The following is a 15,938-nucleotide window of genomic DNA, read 5'->3' as shown; positions in this document are numbered from 1 at the left end:
AAATAAGAAAAATGAATTATTATTATCATAACCATAAGCAAATAATTATGATGGGAGCCGAACATGGACGCACACCTGCATGTGTTCGCCGTCGTGGCGGAGCTGAGGAATTTCACCCGCGCCGCGGAGAAGCTGCATATGACGCAGCCGGCCGTTAGCCAGCAAATCCGGGCGCTGGAGGAAACGTTCGCCGCCCGGCTGCTGACGAGAAGCAATAAATCCGTTTCCCTGACCCGGGCGGGGGAAATCGTCTTGCATCACGCGAAGGAAATCAATTTTTTGTACGGACGGATGAAGGAGATGGTGGACGAGCTGATGCGCCATACGGGAGGGCCGCTGCCGATCGGGGCCAGCTACACGTTCGGCGAATACGTGCTTCCGTTGACGCTGGCGCGCCTGAACCGGGACTATCCCGGCATCCGGCCTTCGATCGCGATCGGCAATACGGCGGATATCGCCGAACGGGTCCGCAGCCGCGACCTGGAGGTGGGCATCGTGGAAGGGGAGGACATCGGCAGCGGGCTGATGGCGGAAAAGCTGGCCGAGGATGAAATGTACGTCGCGGCCGGGATCGGCCATCCGCTGGCCGCCAGCGAACGGATCGAACCGGCGGAACTGGAAAAGGAAACGTGGCTCGTCCGCGAACCCGGTTCGGGGACGAGGGCGGCGACGGATCGGATGTTCGCGGAGTTCGGCCTGCGGCCGCGGCGGCTGATGGAGCTCGGCAGCACGCAACTGATCAAGGAAGCGGTGGAAGCCGGGCTCGGCATCACGCTTCAGTCCGGGTGGGCGCTGCGGAAGGAACTCCGGATCGGCTCGCTGCGGCTGCTCCCCGTGTCCGGCATGCCCGTGCGAAGGAGCTTTCATGTGCTGTTTCGAAGCGGAGATTTGCGGACGCGGACGCTGGAGGTTTTTCTGGAGACGCTTAGAGACGTGACGGGCAAGGCCCCGCCGGGCTCGTCGGAAGAAGGCTCGGCCGGCGATTGAGTCCGGGAACGGCGGCAAAATCGGCAAGGCAAGATGCATAAGCGGGCAAAGGGAGGCTCATCATGAAATTAGCCGTCGGTTTCGTCAGCCGGAAATCCGATCGATTTTACGCTTGACAACCTCAACTGTAATTGATATTATTACAGTAATCACCGGGGGGGCTGCTTGGAATGAACAGCGAATTTATTATAGCGGTTCATAGTCTCGTTCTGCTGGCTCACCGGCCCGACGGCATGGCTTCCAGCGAGGAAATCGCCGCCAACGTATGCACGCATCCGGCCCGTATCCGGAAAGTGCTCGGCTGCCTTCGCAAAGCGGGCTTCGTCGCGACAAGGGAAGGATCCGGCGGCGGCTATCGCCTGTGCAAAGAGCCCGACGACCTGACGCTGGCCGACATTTACCGTTCAATGGCGGGAGGCTCCTTGACGCCCAATTGGTGCAGCGGCGATCCGGAAATGGATTGCATGGTTTCGGCGAATATGCAGGAAGTCATGAATTCGGTGTTCAGCGGCGCGGAACGGCAGCTTGAAGCCTACTTCGCCGGGATTACGATCGGGCAGATGCTGTCCCGAATCAAGGAGCGCCAGATGGCGTGAAAACTTGGAACGCGAGGTGAAACGGAAACCCAGGTTTCCGGTTTATCTATAATTGGCTTACCTTTACCTATTATTCCCAAGAGGAGTGGAGACAAATGGCAGTCGCCGTAACGAAAGACAATTTCGAGACGACCGTTTCCGAAGGCGTATCTCTGTTGGACTTCTGGGCGCCCTGGTGCGGCCCTTGCAAAATGCAGCTCCCGATCGTCGAGGAACTGTCCGAAGAATTGAAAGGCCAAGCTACGATCGCGAAAGTGAACGTGGACGAAGAGCCGGAACTGGCTTCGAAGTTCGGCGTCATGAGCATCCCGACGCTGATCCTGTTCAAGGACGGCCAACCGGTCGACAAGCTGGTCGGACTGCAAAGCAAAGACGCGCTCAAAGCGAAAATCCAAGGCCAACTGTAATCCAGAAGGCAAACAAGCGGCCCGGCAGGGAATCTCTGCGCGGGCCGCTTGTTTTTTTGGAGTCGGCGTCCGTCAAATCGTCCATTGCGAATGAACGATCGCGCACAGGCGCCATCCGTCGCCATTTGGAACGAACATGACGATGAGGCTTTTCCAATCCATGCCGGAATTTTGCGCCTCCGCCGACGGGAAGTGATATTCGACGAAAGAGGCATCCGGATAAACCTCCAGGCCGTTAAACGGAGTATTTCCGGTTCCGGTCAGCTTCCCTTCGGAAACGTTCGGCGCTCCGGCGAAATCCTGGTCGTAAACGAACGTTTCGAAGTATTCCCGGAACGTCAGTTCAATCGGTTCGCCCGAACCGTCGTACGATCCCCAGACACGCTTGGACGCATCCCGGAAGGAGGGCAGCTCGTCAGGCATAAAAACGAGATCGCCGTTATTCAAATGGGCATAAGGCGAAAAACGCAAGCCGAGCTCGGGATCGATCCAATCGGCGAGCCGGGACAAGTCCCGGTCCCGCAGAGCTTCCACGACTTCCCCGGCAGCCTCCGTCACGGGAGGTCTTTGCTTTTCGAGGTTTTTGGCGGGGATCGCCGAAGGCGGCGACGATAGCTGCGATTGCGGCGCCGGGGAACCCGTCGAAGGCGCTTCCTTCACCGCCGGCCCGGAATCGTTATCGCTCGCTGCGCCGCAGCCGGCAAACGGAAGCGCAAGAAGAGCCGCAAGCAGCAGCGGGAGCATTCTGCGCATCATCATCATTCCTCCAGTTAAACGTGGTGTTGTACGTTTAGACGCAAAAGCCCGACGGATGTTCCGGTATGTAAGCGAACGAATTCATATTATTTTAAGGTCGCGGTGCTATAATTTGGCATCCTGAAATGGGGCGGGAGGAAAATGTCGTGAGCGGACGCAAACCCGGATTCGGAAAAAAGCTGGCAGACTTGCATCGCTGGAACGGATGGCTGGTGCTCGCGCTTGCCGCAAGCGGGCTTGTTCTTTCTTGGGGCGCCGCGCGCGGATGGCTTGGCGGCGGCAGAACGTGGGTGAAGCAGCTGCATATTTACCTCGGGCTCGTGTCGGGGATTTTGCTCGTCATGTACGCTCCGATGCTGAAGCGCCATTTGAAGCAGCTTAAGGAGAGGCCGAGACAAAAGGGCAATCTGGCGGTCGTCGCCGCGTTGCTCGTCGGCTGGCTGTTGTCCGGCATCGTGCTGTGGCAGCTGAGGCATTTTCCCCCGCAATGGGCGAACGCCGCTCTCGTCGCGCACAACTTGCTGACGTGGGTCGGAATTCCGTACATCCTTTATCATTCCGTCACGAGGCTCCGCTGGATGCGGAAGCCGGAACGCCGCGCGGTCCGGCCGGATGCCGCCGCCGATGGGGAGGGAAGCGAGCTTGGCGCCGGAAGCCGGTTTCCGGCTCCGGGGGCGCCCGCCCGGTGGATGAGCCGCAGGCAGTTTATCCGCTGGTCGGTCGGCATCGCGTTGACCGCGGCGGTCGCGCCGTCCTTTCTGGAATGGCTCGGGAGCGGGGCGGGACTTTCCTCCGCCGGCGGCATCGGGTCGGGGGAAACGGACCCGAACCGGATGCTGCCCGCGCCGCAGCCGCTTCCCGAGTCGCAGCAGGTGATCGGAGGCGGGGCGCAAGGACATTTTCGCGTGTACACCGTGACGCGTCTTCCGACATTCGATTCGGCGGATTGGAGCTTTGCGCTCGACGGTCTGGTGGATCGCCCGCTCTCCTGGAATTGGGAGCAGTTTTTGCAGTTGCAGCGCGAGGTGCGGGTAAGCGATTTTCATTGCGTGACGGGCTGGTCGGTTTATAAAAATACGTGGGAAGGCGTCCCGCTGTCCAAGCTGCTCGAAATGGCGGGCGTCCAGGCGGAAGCCCGTTACGTCAAGTTTTACTCGGGGGACGGGGTGTACACGGACGCGCTTTCCCTGGAGCAGGCGAGAATGGACGACGTTCTCGTCGCCGTGCTGCACGACGGCCAGCCGATTCACCGCGATTACGGGGGGCCGGTCCGGCTCGTCGTACCTCAAATGTATGCCTACAAGTCGGTCAAGTGGCTGAACAGGATCGAACTGATCCGGGAATCGCACATCGGCTACTGGGAGGAACGGGGCTACGACAACGACGCCTGGGTGAGGGCGTGACGGGGGGGCGCCGTACAATCGCCGGAGAACATTAGGCAGATCAACATTTAAGGCGATAAAAGATTGCGCTGCCGCCGGGTTCCCGTCATCCGCCCGTCCCGATTTCGGCCGGGTAACGCCGCTATTGGGGCGGGTTCCCATCCCGCGCCCGAATAGCGGTTGGTTTAGGCCGTTAATCGCCTGCGACGACCGACGGGGACGCGTTCGGAAGCCAGTAACGGTCGTGAAGGCCATTAGGGGTCGGGTTCATGTCATGTAGTGTACCGGGTGCGCTACACGGGCGCCGCAACCGGCGGATTTCCGCCATGTAGTGTACTGGGTGCGCTACATGGGCGCCGCACCCGGCGGATTCCCGCCATGTAGTGTACTGGGTGCGCTACACGGGCGCCGCAACCGGCGGATTCCCGCCATGTAGAGTACTGGGTACACTACATGGGTGCCGCAACCGGCGGATTCCCGTCATGTAGAGTACTGGGTGCGCTACATGGGCACCGCAACCGGCGGATTCCCGTCATGTAGAGTACTGGGTACACTACATGGGTGCCGCAACCAGCGGATTCCCGTCATGTAGAGTACTGGGTACACTACATGGTCGCCGCAACCGGCGGATTCCCGTCATGTAGAGTACTGGGTACACTACATGGTCGCCGCAACCGGCGGATTCCCGTCATGTAGAGTACTGGGTGCGCTACATGGGCGCCGCAACCGGCGGATTCCCGTCATGTAGAGTACTGGGTGCGCTACATGGGTGCCGCAACCGGCGGATCCCCGTCATGTAGTGCAGTGGATACACTACGTGCACAACACAGGGACCGCCGCCGCCGGACACCTTCGCCCTTCGTTGTCCCCGGCCGAATTTAAGCGTCCGGAGCGGCCTCTTCCTGCCGAAACTCCATTACCAGAGCTTCGCCTTCTTTCTGAATGGCCGCGAGCGCTTCCTCGACGGTCGCTTTGCCCGCAAGGACGCTCCCGATCCCGCGCTCGACGAGGAGGTCGAACGGCTCAGCGAATTCGGGCGAGACGACGGGCTCGAAGGTTTCGGGGAGCGCGTTGACGGGCAGCGTCCGGTAAAACACCTCATAATCCGCATCGCCCCGCCAGACCGGATCGTCCTTCAGCGACAGCAGCCCTTCGCCGAGGGCGACGGCCGCGCGGCCCATCCGCTCGGAATGGAAATAATCGATCGCCTCCCATGCCTCGTTCGGCTGCGAGGAGACAACCGGGATCGCGAAGACCGATCCCGTGTTGAACCAGCCCGCCCGCGAAGGATCGGAAACGCGAACCGGGGCCGTCACGGCCCCCCAGCGAAAGCCCGGAGCGGCCGACTTAAGCCGCTGCATCAAATCATCGCCATCCACGGTCATGGCGGCCGCCCCTTGCGAAAATAAATCCATTTCGGCCAACGCCTCCGGCCCGTAATACACGGTGCCGTCCGCTTCTTCGCCCTGTACGTTTTGCGTCCGGAACGTCCCGTCCAGGTACGCAGCGATCACGGCTTCGAAAACGTTCCGCCAGCTTTCCGTATCGATCGTTACCGCGCCGGTTTGAAGGTTGGCGTATTCCAGCCCCTCCGTATAGGAGATTTGCCGGATCAGGTCGAACGGCGAGCGAACCCATCTGACATGGAGCCCGAATTCGTCTTCTCCCAGGCGGTCGTCCCGCATGAATCGGTTCGCCAGACTCAACGTCTCCGGCCAGGTCATCCCGTCTTGCGGATAAGGGATGCCTAGGCGGTCGAACATATCCTTGTTGTAGTATAAGGCCGACGTGCTGAAAAAGGGGCTTAAGCCGAACAGCTTGCCGTCTCCGTTGGTCTTCAAGTAGTCGAGCACGGCGGGATTGAACCGTCCGAGGTCCATTTCGCCGCGAGAGGCGAATTCCTCCAGATCGCGAAGCTCGCCCGCATCGGACAGCTTGCGATAGTCGAAAACGTTAGCCAGCAGCAGATCGGGTTTTTCCGTTTCCAGCCACTCGCCCCAGCGCTCCGCCGTAAACGCGTCGGCGTCGTCCGGCCATTCGATCGCCGTCGTTTCCCAATCGGGAAACGCCGCATCGAAATAGTCCCGGTACTGCCGGTCGAACGCGTAGAGATCGGGAACGCCTATGCGAAGGTTGACGGGTTCGGCGTTCGGAGCCTCTTGCGAACAGCCGGCCAGCAAGGCCAAAGCGACCAACAGGGAAGCGAAACGTTTTTTCACGGAAGCTCCTCCTCCTGCGCGGCAAGCTCCCGCAGCGCTTGTTCGGCTTGCCGATCCAGCTCCTCAAGGAAACGCTCCACAGTCAGCGCGCCCGAGAGCAGCTCGTCCGTCCGGGCTCGTCCCTCCTCGGCGGCAAGCGCATAAAGCGCCTGATAGGCCGGGGAAGTCTGCTGTTCGTGCAGGACGAGCGACAGCGACGGATCGATGGCGGCTTCGTAGAAAAAGGTTTCCCGCGCGCCCGCATCCGTCGATTGCTGCCCGACCGTATACAGGGCGTGCCCCGCCGTTCGGGAGCGCCGCTCGGCCTGCTCCGGGCTCATGATGTACTTGAGCAGCTCCCACGCGGCGTCCGTTTGGGAGGAGCCGGCCGAAATGGCGAGTACATACGGAATTTCCATTGCCTGCCCCTGCGCCCGAGCCGCCTCGTCGAGAGCCGGGGCGGGAAGGATGCCCCAATCCGCGTCGAAGCCGATCGCCTCGCGGCTCTCTTCGATGTTGCGCAAATAGTCGTTCGACTGAAAGGTCATGGCGGACCGGCCGGTCAGAAACGGATCGAGCTTGTACAGCTCTGTCATCGCATAGTTTTTGCCTCTTTCCATGCCGGCCTCGTTCGCGATCCAGCCGTCGCGGTAACCTTGGACGAACGGCGTCCACAGGCTTTCCCAGGCATTGGATCCGAGGGAAGATCGGCTCCCGTCCGCCGTCGTCATCCCCATCCCGAGGCTCAGGGCGATGGACATGACGTTGGACGACAAGCCGGGCCGGTAGCCGAAGCTGAGGCCGTAGACGGGCTGCCCGTCTTTTTCCATGCCGGCAAACTGCGCGGCCAATGCCAGCGTTTCATCCCACGTCAGCGAACCGGAAGGTTCGGGAATGCCGCGAGCGGCGAACAACTCCCGGTTGTAAAACAATCCGGTCGTCGCGAACGTGTCGGCCAGCCCGTACAGCTTGCCCGCCCCCGCCTCGCGCAGCACCTGCGATACGGGCCGATGATAGCCTTGCTCGTCGATTCCGTCCCGCAGCAGCAGCGGATCGAGCTCGGCGAGCAAGCCGGCCGCGGAGAGATCGTCCAGGTAGGCGAGCGGAATCTGGATCAAATCGGGCCTCTCGCGCTCCAGCCATTCCTTGTAGGCGACGATGTCGACCGTTAACGGAGCTTCTTCGGCAAAAGCGAAGCGTACGGCCGGATGGCGGATGATAAAAGGCTTGCCGTATTTCTCCATAAAATCGTCCGAGCCGTACATATAACCGATCTTGAACGTCGTCGTTTCCGTCTCGCTGATGACGGGGACGGGTTTGGGTCCGGGCCCGAGCCAGGAGGCGAGAGCCCCCTCGATCTGCGGGCGGAAAACAACGGCGGCCAGCGAAACGGCGAGCAAAGACGCGATGGCCAGCGGCAGCTTTTTTCTTCTTTTTCGCTTTTCCTCCAAGGCGATTCTCTCCTTCACTTTGCGAATCGTCCGCACCGAAAAACCGCCCGAGCCGAGCGGCAGTTCGGTCAATCGGCTTTCCCAGTCGCGTTCGGATGGCTTCACGGCAGCTCGCTCCTTTCCGTCCCGGACGACGCCCAGGCTTTGTTCGCCGCCGCCCGCGCGCGGAACAGCCGGGATTTGACGGTTCCTTCGGACACGCCGAGCAGCGTTGCGATTTCTTTCAAGGACAACTGATGATGGGCGAACAGCAGCAGCGACTCCCTCAGCTTCCGCGGCAGCTTCATGACGAGGTCCCAGATTTCCTGGTGCTCTTCCTGGTGCAGCCATTCGTTTTCGGCGGACGGGTGAGCGGCTTTTTCTTTATACGAGGGCAAAAACTTCACTCGGCGCACCCAGGACGACCGCAAATAGTCCAGCGCCGTATTCCGCGTAATCGCCAGCAGCCACGGCTTGATCGGCGATTCCCCGCGAAACGTATACAAATTTTGATACACTTTGACGAACACGTCCTGCGCGATATCTTCCGCCGCCTCTTTGCGGCACGTCAGGAAGTAGGCGTAATTCCAGACGTCCTTGCCGTAGGTCATCATGAGCTCGTCCAGCAGGGCGTTGCGGTCCAGCCCGCCGGTCATATGCTTTAAATAGTCCAGCTCCACGTTCGTCTCACCCCGACAATCCGACGATTCAAAAAGGAAAAGGTTCCCTAATCCATTAAAAAGGTCGATGAAAGGATTGTACAGCGAGGGAGGGGGCGCCGGGAAAACAAAAAAACAGCGGCGCGGGCCGCTGCTTGCTGCTTTTCGTCAATCTAAATTCCGGCTGGCCGGCCGCACAGGCGGGGGAAGCCGCCTAACGGTCGGTTTCCTTGTCCGAGCCGGGCGCGGGCGCGACCGACTTCGTCCGTTCGATCGTATCGTTGACGAAGGCCATATCCTGGTTTTTCGCGTTCATGTTGGTCGTGCCTTTGTAGTTGCCTTTGCGGCTTTTGTTTTCCATCTCGCACGCTCCCGTCGCTTGTTGGAGTAGGATTCGGATGATGGGTTGCTTGAACTCCGAACTTATTCTAAAGTGTGAGCCGGCAAGACGGTTATTATCCGGAGGCGAACCCGGCGCGCCTGGGCGCCGGAATCGGCCGCTCCCCGAGCGGGAACGTATGAAATGGCGTTTTTTTTATACATCGGACCTGCGTTTTTTCGATTATCACCTCCCGGCGGCCATGGTATAGTTCCAGATGAACGTAAAATGAAAGCGCATCCCAAGAGGTGAATCGATGAAACCGTCCTCCAAAAAAATGTTTCGGAACGGGCAGCTGTACGCGATGCTCCTGCCCAATCTGGTGCTGTTTGTCGGCCTGACCGTCTATCCGATCGTGTGGTCGCTGCGGTACATGCTGTACGACTACGACGGCATTCACGCGGCGAAATTTACCGGCATGGACAACTTCGTCCGCCTGTTTACCCGCGACGACGTGTATTGGGACTCTCTGCTCAATACGCTCGTGTATGCGTGCGGGAAGCTCGCCCTCATTATCCCGCTGGCGTTTTTGCTGGCGATGATCCTCAACGTTCCGTTCAAGGGACGAACCGCGATTCAGGTCATCGTCTTCAGCCCGACGATCATGAGCTCGGCCGTCATGGCGCTTATGTTTTATTTGCTGCTTAATGTGTATAACGGCGATTTAAACCGCTTTCTTCTGTACGTCGGCATCATCGACCAGCCGATCAACTGGCTTGGGCCGTCTCTTGCAATGCTTTCCGTCGTTTTGGTGGCGGTATGGGGAGGCGTCGGCAATTACATGGTGTATTTCCTGTCCGGCTTGCAGACGATTCCGAAGGACATTTACGAAAGCGCCGACCTGGAGGGGGCCACGTACTGGCAGCGCCTGTTCAAGATTACGATTCCGATGCTCGGCCCCGTCCTGCGCATCGTGCTGATGCTGGCCATTCTGGCGGCGTTCCAGGATATCCAGAGCATCATGGTCATGACGGAAGGCGGTCCGCTGGGCCAAACGCAGGTCGTGTTCCTGTACCTGTACCAGCTGTTCTTCCCGGTGAGCGCTTCGGCTTCGATCCATCCGGAAATCGGGTACGGCGCGGCGGCAAGCGTGGTGACGGGGCTCATTCTCGGCATCATCACCGCGATTTATTTGCTCGTCTCCAAAAAACTGGACAACATCTTTTAAAGGCGGGAACGACTATGAAAAAGATAGCGGGACGAACTGTCGGGATCGCGTTTATCGTCGTTATGATCGCATTCACCTTGTACCCGGTCGCGTACACCGTTTTCGGTTCCTTGAAGTCGAATCTGGAGCTGCAGACCGGCGGCGGCTTTTTTCCGACGGAATGGAAATTCTCGAATTACGCCGAAGCGTTCCAAAAGGCGGAGTTTCTGAAATATACGGGGAACAGCGTGCTGCTCAGCGCCATGACGATGCTGCTGTCGCTGGTCACGTCGTCGATGGCCGGATATGTCGTCTCCAGGCACGATTTCGCGGGGAAAAAAGCGCTGATGGCCGCTTATTTGTCGGTGATGTTCGTCGCGCTCGGGCCGATCGTCCTCTATCCGCAGTACATGCTGATGAAGGAGCTCGGCCTGACCGGCAACCTGTTCGGACTGGCCCTCGTGCTGACCGGCGGGCAGGCGAGCAATATATTTCTGATCATGGGCTTCATCAAAAGCGTCCCAAAAGAGCTGGACGAATCCGCGCTGATGGACGGAGCGGGGTACTTCCGGATTTACCGGTCGATCCTGCTGCCGCTCATCCGGCCGATCCTCGGCGTCATCGCCCTGTTCTCGTTCCGTCTCGCCTGGAACGATTACATCACCTCGCTCGTGTTCAGCATTCCGAACCCGGGCATCAAGCCGCTGACGGTCGCGGTCGTCGGCTTGCGCTATTCCGCCAACGCGGCGGCCGAGCTGCACATCATGACGGCGGGCGCCGCCATCGCCATCGTGCCGATTCTGATCGTCTATCTGTTCGCCAACCGGCAGTTCATCAACGGGCTGACCGCCGGAGCGGTCAAGGGCTGACGGAATAACCAAACGGTTCCATGTACGACGCCCCGACGGAATGGTACGATACGTTCTGCGGGGCCGATGCCGTGTCGCCTTTTCCCTTGGCGGGGAGGAGCGCGGCTTTTTGGCCATTTACGTCCGGAAGCGGTGAACGAAAAGGATGCCTATGTTCCATCGTTTTTTCAACCTGCGGCTCAAACATAAAATCGCGGTCCTGTGCGCGGCGCTCGTCATCGTTTCCACCGGGTTTTCCGGTCTGCTGCTGTACCGCAACGCGGCGGACGTCGCGACGGAGACGGAAGCGGACCATTCGTCGGAGATCATTTTGCAGGTCAACAACTACTTGAACGAAAAGCTGAAGGGAATCATCACAAGGGCGCTGAACATGCGGACCGACAGCACGTTCAACGATACGGCCGCCCGGTTTCTGATCGACGACGATCCGCGCCATTACGCGTCCGCGCTCAGCTATTTTTCCGACGTGTTTCTGGAAATGCGGTACTCGGAGCCGTTTATCGCGTCCGTTTTTCTTTATACGCCAAAAGGGAGCTTTTACGACTTGTCGCTGCCCCACGACCCGGGAGTCCGATTTACCGGTACGAAGCTGTTCGAGGCGATCGGACAGAAGCCGAGCGCTTCCGTCTATTGGTTGCCCCGGTCCGAAAGCGAGCTGTACCGGGGCGGGGAGAAGGTCATTTCTCTCGTTTTGCGCTTTTCGATAAGCGGTTACGGCGAGGAGCTGTACATGGTCATTCAGTTGAAGGAGAGCATGATTTTGCAGTATTTGCGGGATTCCCGGCCGAAGGAAGGCAGCACGACGATGCTCGTCGACCGCGAATCCGGCGACATCGTCGTCGGCGATTCGCCTTTGATCGGGCAGCTGCTCGCGGGCTCCGATTTCAAAAGCGGCTTGCTCGGCGGCGAATTCGGGAGAAGCGAGGCGCAATACGGCGACGATTCGTATACGATCAATTACGCGCCGATGAAGGTGGCCCCGTGGACGCTGGTCAACATTCAATCCCAACGGACGCTGCTGGAGAAGCTCCGCGGCATGAAAACGTACTCGGGGCTCATTTTGCTCATCAGCATCACCGCCAGCTTCGCGGTGGCGTTCGCGATGGCGGCGACCATCACCAGACCCCTCCAGGCGCTTGAGAAAACGATGCAGCGGGTCCGCTGGCGCAAGTTCGACGGCCGGTTCGAGTACCCGTACGAGGACGAGGTCGGCAAGCTGGGCCGCACGTTCAATTTTATGAAGGAAGAAATCCACGAGCTCATTCGCCAGCAAAAAGGTTATATCGAGCAGCTGCAAAAGGAGAAGGAGCAGGTCCGGACCGAGCAGCGGCTGAAGCGGGTCGCCGAATTGAAAGCGCTGCAAGCGCAAATGTCGCCCCACTTTTTGTACAACACGCTCGACTCGATCAAATGGAAGGCCGAAATGGAGAGGCAGGCGGACATCGCGAAAATGATCACCGCGCTCGCGTCGTTTTACCGGATCGCGCTCAGCCGCGGCAAAGAGATCATTCCCGTCAAGGAAGAGCTTGCGCATGCGGCGAGCTACCTGGCGATTCAGAGCATGCGTTACCAGGACAAGTTCGAATACGAGTTTTGCGGCGACCCGGAAGCGGAGCGGCGGACCACCGTCAAATTTATTTTGCAGCCGCTCATCGAAAACGCGATTTACCACGGCATCAAGCAGCGCCAGGACGGGGGCCGAATCCGCATTTGCGCCGAAATGGGCGAAGGAAGCGTCCGGCTGTCGGTCGAAGATAACGGCCCCGGGATGCATCCGGTCAAGCTTCAGCTCATTCGTAAGCGGTTGCAGGCGGTGCGGGACGAGCATGAGGACGGCTACGGGCTCTATAACGTCAACAACCGGATCAAGTTTTACTACGGAGAAGCGTACGGCCTGGAAATCGCGAGCGAGCCGGGAAAAGGAACGGTCGCGACGGCGGTCATCCCGTCCGGGACAAGCGAAGGAGGAGCGGAAAGCGATGTATAAAGTGTTGGTTGCCGACGACGAAGCGTGGATTCGGGAGGGCATCGCGAGCGCGATCCGCGGCGGTTGTCCGCGGTACGACGAGATTTACGAGGCGGCGGACGGCGAGGAGGCGCTGAACGTGGCTCAGACGGCCGCACCGGACTTGATTATTACCGACATCCAGATGCCGAACCGCAGCGGGATCGAGTTGATCGAGCAGGTCAAGGCGGATTATCCCGACGTGGCGGTCATCATCATTAGCGGGTACGACGATTTCGAATACGCGCGAATGGGGCTGAAGCTGGCGGTCAACGATTACTTGCTGAAGCCGGTCGAGTCGCGGCAATTGGTCGCAAGGCTCAACCTGCTGGCGGAGGAGCTGGACCGGAAGCAGCTGTTTCGCAAAGACCAGGCGGAGCTGCAAAAGATCGTGGCGGAAAGCTTGCCGCTGTACCGGGAACGCCTGTACCGCAACTTGATCGAAGGCGGAAGAGATCCGGCGGAGCTGGCCGATCGCGCCCGTCAGCTTGGCCTTTCGCTGGACAGCCGGTATTGGGCGGCCGCGGCGGTCCGCTTCGACTGGGCGGATCGCCCTCCGCACGGCGGCCTGCTCACGGACGCGATGGCGGGGGAGATCGTGGCCGGAACCGCAAGCCGGTACGCGCAGGAGCTTCAGGTTCACTATTTTTTCGTCAAGGATTCGGAGCTCGCCCTGCTGATCGGCAGCGACGAACCGACCAAGGAGACGGGGTTCTGGGCGATCGACCGGTATTTGACCCGGCTCGGGCGCGCCCTGCAAAAGAATGTCAACCCGGAGCGCTTGAACATCGCCCTCGGATCGGTTTGCGAGTCCTGCTCCGAGCTGCCGCTTTCCTATCAGCAAGCGCAGGAGGCGATGCTGCTGCGGCTGTCGGTGAAAAACCGGACGGTGCTGAACTTCGAAGAGCTCGGCGCGGCCGCGGTTCCGGAGACGAATGCCGGGGGACGGGCGGACGAGATCGTCCTGCGGGTGAAGCTGCTCGACAAAGGCCGCGCGCGGCCGGCCGTCCGCGACTATATCGAGGAGATTACGTCGGTGGAAAGGACGCATCCCCATTGGGTCAAGCTGTCGATTCTGGAGCTGGCGATCGCGCTGCTCAAGGTAATGGGCGACGCGAAGCTGAGCCTCGATTCGTTTTTGCGGCAAAAGGACGTCGATCCTTACGCGAACGTGTACCGGCTCGATACGACCCGGGAGCTGGAGGACTGGCTTGCGCATTTCGCGGAGCGGTGCATCGCCGAACTGGAGCGAAGCAAGACGCACAAAGGCGCCTCTCACGTCGAGAAGGTCAAGCAATACGTCGAAGCCCATTTTTCCGAAAAGGGGCTCGCCCTCAGCGAAGCGGCGGCCAATCTGTTTTTGAGCCCCAATTATTTGCGGCAGCTGTTCCGGCAGGAAACCGGCGAGTCGTTCGTGGAATACGTAACGAGATTCCGGATGGAGCGGGCGCTGCGCTACTTGCAGGACCCGACGCTTAAAATCCAGGACGTGGCGGAGAAGGTGGGCTTCGAGGAGCAGCGGTATTTTTCGAGCTGTTTCAAAAAGCACTTTCAAATGACGCCGACGGAATACCGGGAGGCGGCGCAGCACGGGCTGGTGTGAAATCCTGCGTTTTCCGAACATCGGTTATGCGTTTTTTGGATTAAGGGGTCCGGCCCTTCTTGCTAAAATGAATGTGCTTTCAAAATGCGACAGCTACTAACGCAACCAAGAAAGGTGAGGGGCACAGATGAAGAAACGGATGGCAGGAATCGCCGCGCTGCTGCTGCTGGCGACGACGGTGACGGCATGCGGGGGAGGCGGAGCGAATTCTTCGGCCAGCGGTGAAAGCGTTTCCGATACCGCCGCGAAAACGAAAATCAAAGTTTGGACGATGAATCGGGCCGATCAGGAGTACATGAAGGAAAAGATCGACGCCTTCAACGCCGAAAACCCGGACAACATCGAAATCGACTACCAGATTTATGCCGAAAACTATACGCAGTCGCTCGATATCGCGTTGGCGACGAACGAAGGTCCCGATGTCTTTTTCGACGGCGCCACCGCTTTCAACGACAATTTGCCGAAGGGCAACCTGGCTCCGTTCAACGATTACTTGACCCTGGAGTTCAAAGAGCGGTTCGGAGAGGGCGCGTTCGTCGAAGGCATCAACGTGGTGGACGGCAGCATTTATTCGCTGCCGGCGATCAGCACGACCCCGCGGTTGTTTTACAATAAGGATATCTTCGAAAAAGCCGGGATCGCGGCGCCGCCGAAAACGCTGGACGAGCTGGTGCAGACCGCGAAGCAAATTACCGACAAGCTGAAGGGCGAGGGCATTTACGGGTTTGCGGCCAATCTGAAAAATCCCGCGCAAGCTTACTCGCGCTCGATCGATTACATCCTGATGAGAAGCGGCGGCGCGGAGGCGGGCTTCGACTTCAAGGCCGGAAAATACGACTTTGGCGGCTACAAGCCGATTCTCGAGGCGTACCGGGAAATTTTCACGTCCGGCGCGGCGTTCCCCGGCTCGGAATCGCTCGACATCGACCCGCTGCGGACGCAGTTCGCGGCCGGCAAGATCGGCATGTACATCTCGTGGAACCACTCCGAGCCGGGCGTGTACATGAACCAGTTTCCGACCGAGCAAAACTGGGACGTGGCGCAGCTGCCGACAATCGACGGCACCGTAAGCGGCTCGCAGCATTTGAATCTGGCGGGACGCTGGTATTTCATGAACGCGCATACGGAGCATCCGGACGAAGCGTGGAAGGTAATGGAGTTTCTGTACAGCGACGAATTGCTGACCGGCTATCACGAAAACGGGCTCGGCCTCGTCATGGTTCCTTCGGTGCTGGAAAAGGCCCAGGCTCCGCAAACGATCCAAAACTGGCCGGAGCTTGCCTTGACCGACAAGGACAAAATTTGGCCGGCGCTGCCGACCGGCGTCACCCCGGAAGGAAACGACATGTACTTCGTCTTCAACGCGATCGTGCTCGGCGCGCTCGACGTCGACAAAGGCATCGCGGACTTGAACGAGCGGTACAACGCCGCTTATGAGAAAGCGGTTGCGGACGGGAAGGCGAAACGGATTCAATACCCGGATTTCGATCCCGCGAACCCGGGCAAGGTGTTTGAATAAG

14 protein-coding genes are annotated in these 15,938 nt (G+C 59.5%); 9 read left to right on the top strand and 5 right to left on the bottom strand.

The genetic code is table 11. The annotated features are described in order from the left end of the window. The first annotated feature begins 63 nt into the window (after positions 1-63). The 3 genes from B7E11_RS05770 to trxA all read left to right on the top strand — a co-directional run bounded on the left by B7E11_RS05770 (position 64) and on the right by trxA (position 1,990). Positions 64-987 (top strand): LysR family transcriptional regulator, encoded by a 924-nt coding sequence (locus B7E11_RS05770; RefSeq protein WP_080832650.1) that lies wholly within the window; start codon positions 64-66, stop codon positions 985-987. A gap of 170 nt (positions 988-1,157) precedes the next feature. Beyond that, positions 1,158-1,583: an RrF2 family transcriptional regulator gene (locus B7E11_RS05765; protein WP_080832649.1), complete on the top strand. Its 426-nt coding sequence runs from the start codon at positions 1,158-1,160 to the stop codon at positions 1,581-1,583. 95 nt (positions 1,584-1,678) lie between these two features. After that, a complete protein-coding gene (trxA, locus tag B7E11_RS05760) occupies positions 1,679-1,990 on the top strand; it encodes a thioredoxin (protein WP_080832648.1) in 312 nt (103 codons plus the stop codon). Positions 1,991-2,062: 72 nt separating this feature from the next. On the opposite strand, the gene B7E11_RS05755 is transcribed toward trxA, so the two are convergent. Further along, complete coding sequence (locus tag B7E11_RS05755; protein ID WP_080832647.1) at positions 2,063-2,746, bottom strand: hypothetical protein; 684 nt, start codon at positions 2,744-2,746, stop codon at positions 2,063-2,065. 146 nt (positions 2,747-2,892) lie between these two features. On the opposite strand from B7E11_RS05755, the gene B7E11_RS05750 reads away from it, so the two are divergent. Next, positions 2,893-4,149, top strand: a complete 1,257-nt coding sequence (locus B7E11_RS05750; RefSeq protein ID WP_338026223.1) for a molybdopterin-dependent oxidoreductase — start codon at positions 2,893-2,895, stop codon at positions 4,147-4,149. Between the two features lie 857 nt (positions 4,150-5,006). Here B7E11_RS05750 and B7E11_RS05745 read toward each other — a convergent pair. From B7E11_RS05745 to B7E11_RS29400, 4 genes are all read right to left on the bottom strand, one after another. Next, positions 5,007-6,347 carry an ABC transporter substrate-binding protein gene (locus B7E11_RS05745; RefSeq protein WP_080832645.1) on the bottom strand — a complete coding sequence of 447 codons (1,341 nt, stop codon included), beginning with the start codon at positions 6,345-6,347 and terminating at the stop codon, positions 5,007-5,009. Next, a complete protein-coding gene (locus B7E11_RS05740; RefSeq protein ID WP_080832644.1) occupies positions 6,344-7,882 on the bottom strand; it encodes an ABC transporter substrate-binding protein in 1,539 nt (512 codons plus the stop codon). The genes B7E11_RS05745 and B7E11_RS05740 overlap by 4 nt, the downstream gene beginning before the upstream one ends. Further along, positions 7,879-8,436, bottom strand: coding sequence for a sigma-70 family RNA polymerase sigma factor (locus B7E11_RS05735; RefSeq protein WP_245809632.1), 558 nt, complete (start codon positions 8,434-8,436; stop codon positions 7,879-7,881). The genes B7E11_RS05740 and B7E11_RS05735 overlap by 4 nt, the downstream gene beginning before the upstream one ends. A 193-nt stretch (positions 8,437-8,629) precedes the next feature. Then, positions 8,630-8,776, bottom strand: a complete 147-nt coding sequence (locus tag B7E11_RS29400) for a hypothetical protein (RefSeq protein ID WP_176220623.1) — start codon at positions 8,774-8,776, stop codon at positions 8,630-8,632. A 274-nt stretch (positions 8,777-9,050) separates the two neighbouring features. Here B7E11_RS29400 and B7E11_RS05730 point away from each other — a divergent pair, with 274 nt between their 5' ends. From B7E11_RS05730 to B7E11_RS05710, 5 genes are all read left to right on the top strand, one after another. After that, entirely contained in the window at positions 9,051-9,962 is a 912-nt protein-coding gene (locus B7E11_RS05730; protein ID WP_080832643.1) for a carbohydrate ABC transporter permease, read from the top strand. 14 nt (positions 9,963-9,976) lie between these two features. Further along, positions 9,977-10,810: a carbohydrate ABC transporter permease gene (locus B7E11_RS05725; protein ID WP_080832642.1), complete on the top strand. Its 834-nt coding sequence runs from the start codon at positions 9,977-9,979 to the stop codon at positions 10,808-10,810. 151 nt (positions 10,811-10,961) lie between these two features. Next, on the top strand, positions 10,962-12,797 hold the full coding sequence (locus tag B7E11_RS05720) for a sensor histidine kinase (protein WP_176220622.1): 1,836 nt from the start codon (positions 10,962-10,964) through the stop codon (positions 12,795-12,797). Further along, a complete protein-coding gene (locus B7E11_RS05715; protein ID WP_080832640.1) occupies positions 12,790-14,418 on the top strand; it encodes a response regulator in 1,629 nt (542 codons plus the stop codon). Before B7E11_RS05720 ends, B7E11_RS05715 begins: the two co-directional genes overlap by 8 nt. A gap of 127 nt (positions 14,419-14,545) precedes the next feature. After that, on the top strand, positions 14,546-15,937 hold the full coding sequence (locus B7E11_RS05710) for an ABC transporter substrate-binding protein (RefSeq protein WP_080832639.1): 1,392 nt from the start codon (positions 14,546-14,548) through the stop codon (positions 15,935-15,937). Position 15,938 lies beyond the last annotated feature (1 nt).

It is taken from the genome of Cohnella massiliensis (assembly GCF_900169535.1).
Lineage (GTDB): Bacteria > Bacillota > Bacilli > Paenibacillales > Paenibacillaceae > Cohnella > Cohnella algarum.
Note: the sequence above shows the minus strand (reverse complement) of the source record. Positions and strands in the feature narration are given on the sequence as shown.

What these genes read in the sequence shown, in the direction of transcription:
- B7E11_RS05710 (WP_080832639.1), top strand. Translation starts at nt 14,546, where the DNA reads ATGAAGAAACGGATGGCAGGAATCGCCGCGCTGCTGCTGCTGGCGACG.
- B7E11_RS05770 (WP_080832650.1), top strand. Translation starts at nt 64, where the DNA reads ATGGACGCACACCTGCATGTGTTCGCCGTCGTGGCGGAGCTGAGGAAT.
- trxA (WP_080832648.1), top strand. Translation starts at nt 1,679, where the DNA reads ATGGCAGTCGCCGTAACGAAAGACAATTTCGAGACGACCGTTTCCGAA.
- B7E11_RS05725 (WP_080832642.1), top strand. Translation starts at nt 9,977, where the DNA reads ATGAAAAAGATAGCGGGACGAACTGTCGGGATCGCGTTTATCGTCGTT.
- B7E11_RS29400 (WP_176220623.1), bottom strand. Translation starts at nt 8,776, where the DNA reads ATGGAAAACAAAAGCCGCAAAGGCAACTACAAAGGCACGACCAACATG.
- B7E11_RS05765 (WP_080832649.1), top strand. Translation starts at nt 1,158, where the DNA reads ATGAACAGCGAATTTATTATAGCGGTTCATAGTCTCGTTCTGCTGGCT.
- B7E11_RS05730 (WP_080832643.1), top strand. Translation starts at nt 9,051, where the DNA reads ATGAAACCGTCCTCCAAAAAAATGTTTCGGAACGGGCAGCTGTACGCG.
- B7E11_RS05715 (WP_080832640.1), top strand. Translation starts at nt 12,790, where the DNA reads ATGTATAAAGTGTTGGTTGCCGACGACGAAGCGTGGATTCGGGAGGGC.
- B7E11_RS05755 (WP_080832647.1), bottom strand. Translation starts at nt 2,746, where the DNA reads ATGATGCGCAGAATGCTCCCGCTGCTGCTTGCGGCTCTTCTTGCGCTT.
- B7E11_RS05720 (WP_176220622.1), top strand. Translation starts at nt 10,962, where the DNA reads ATGTTCCATCGTTTTTTCAACCTGCGGCTCAAACATAAAATCGCGGTC.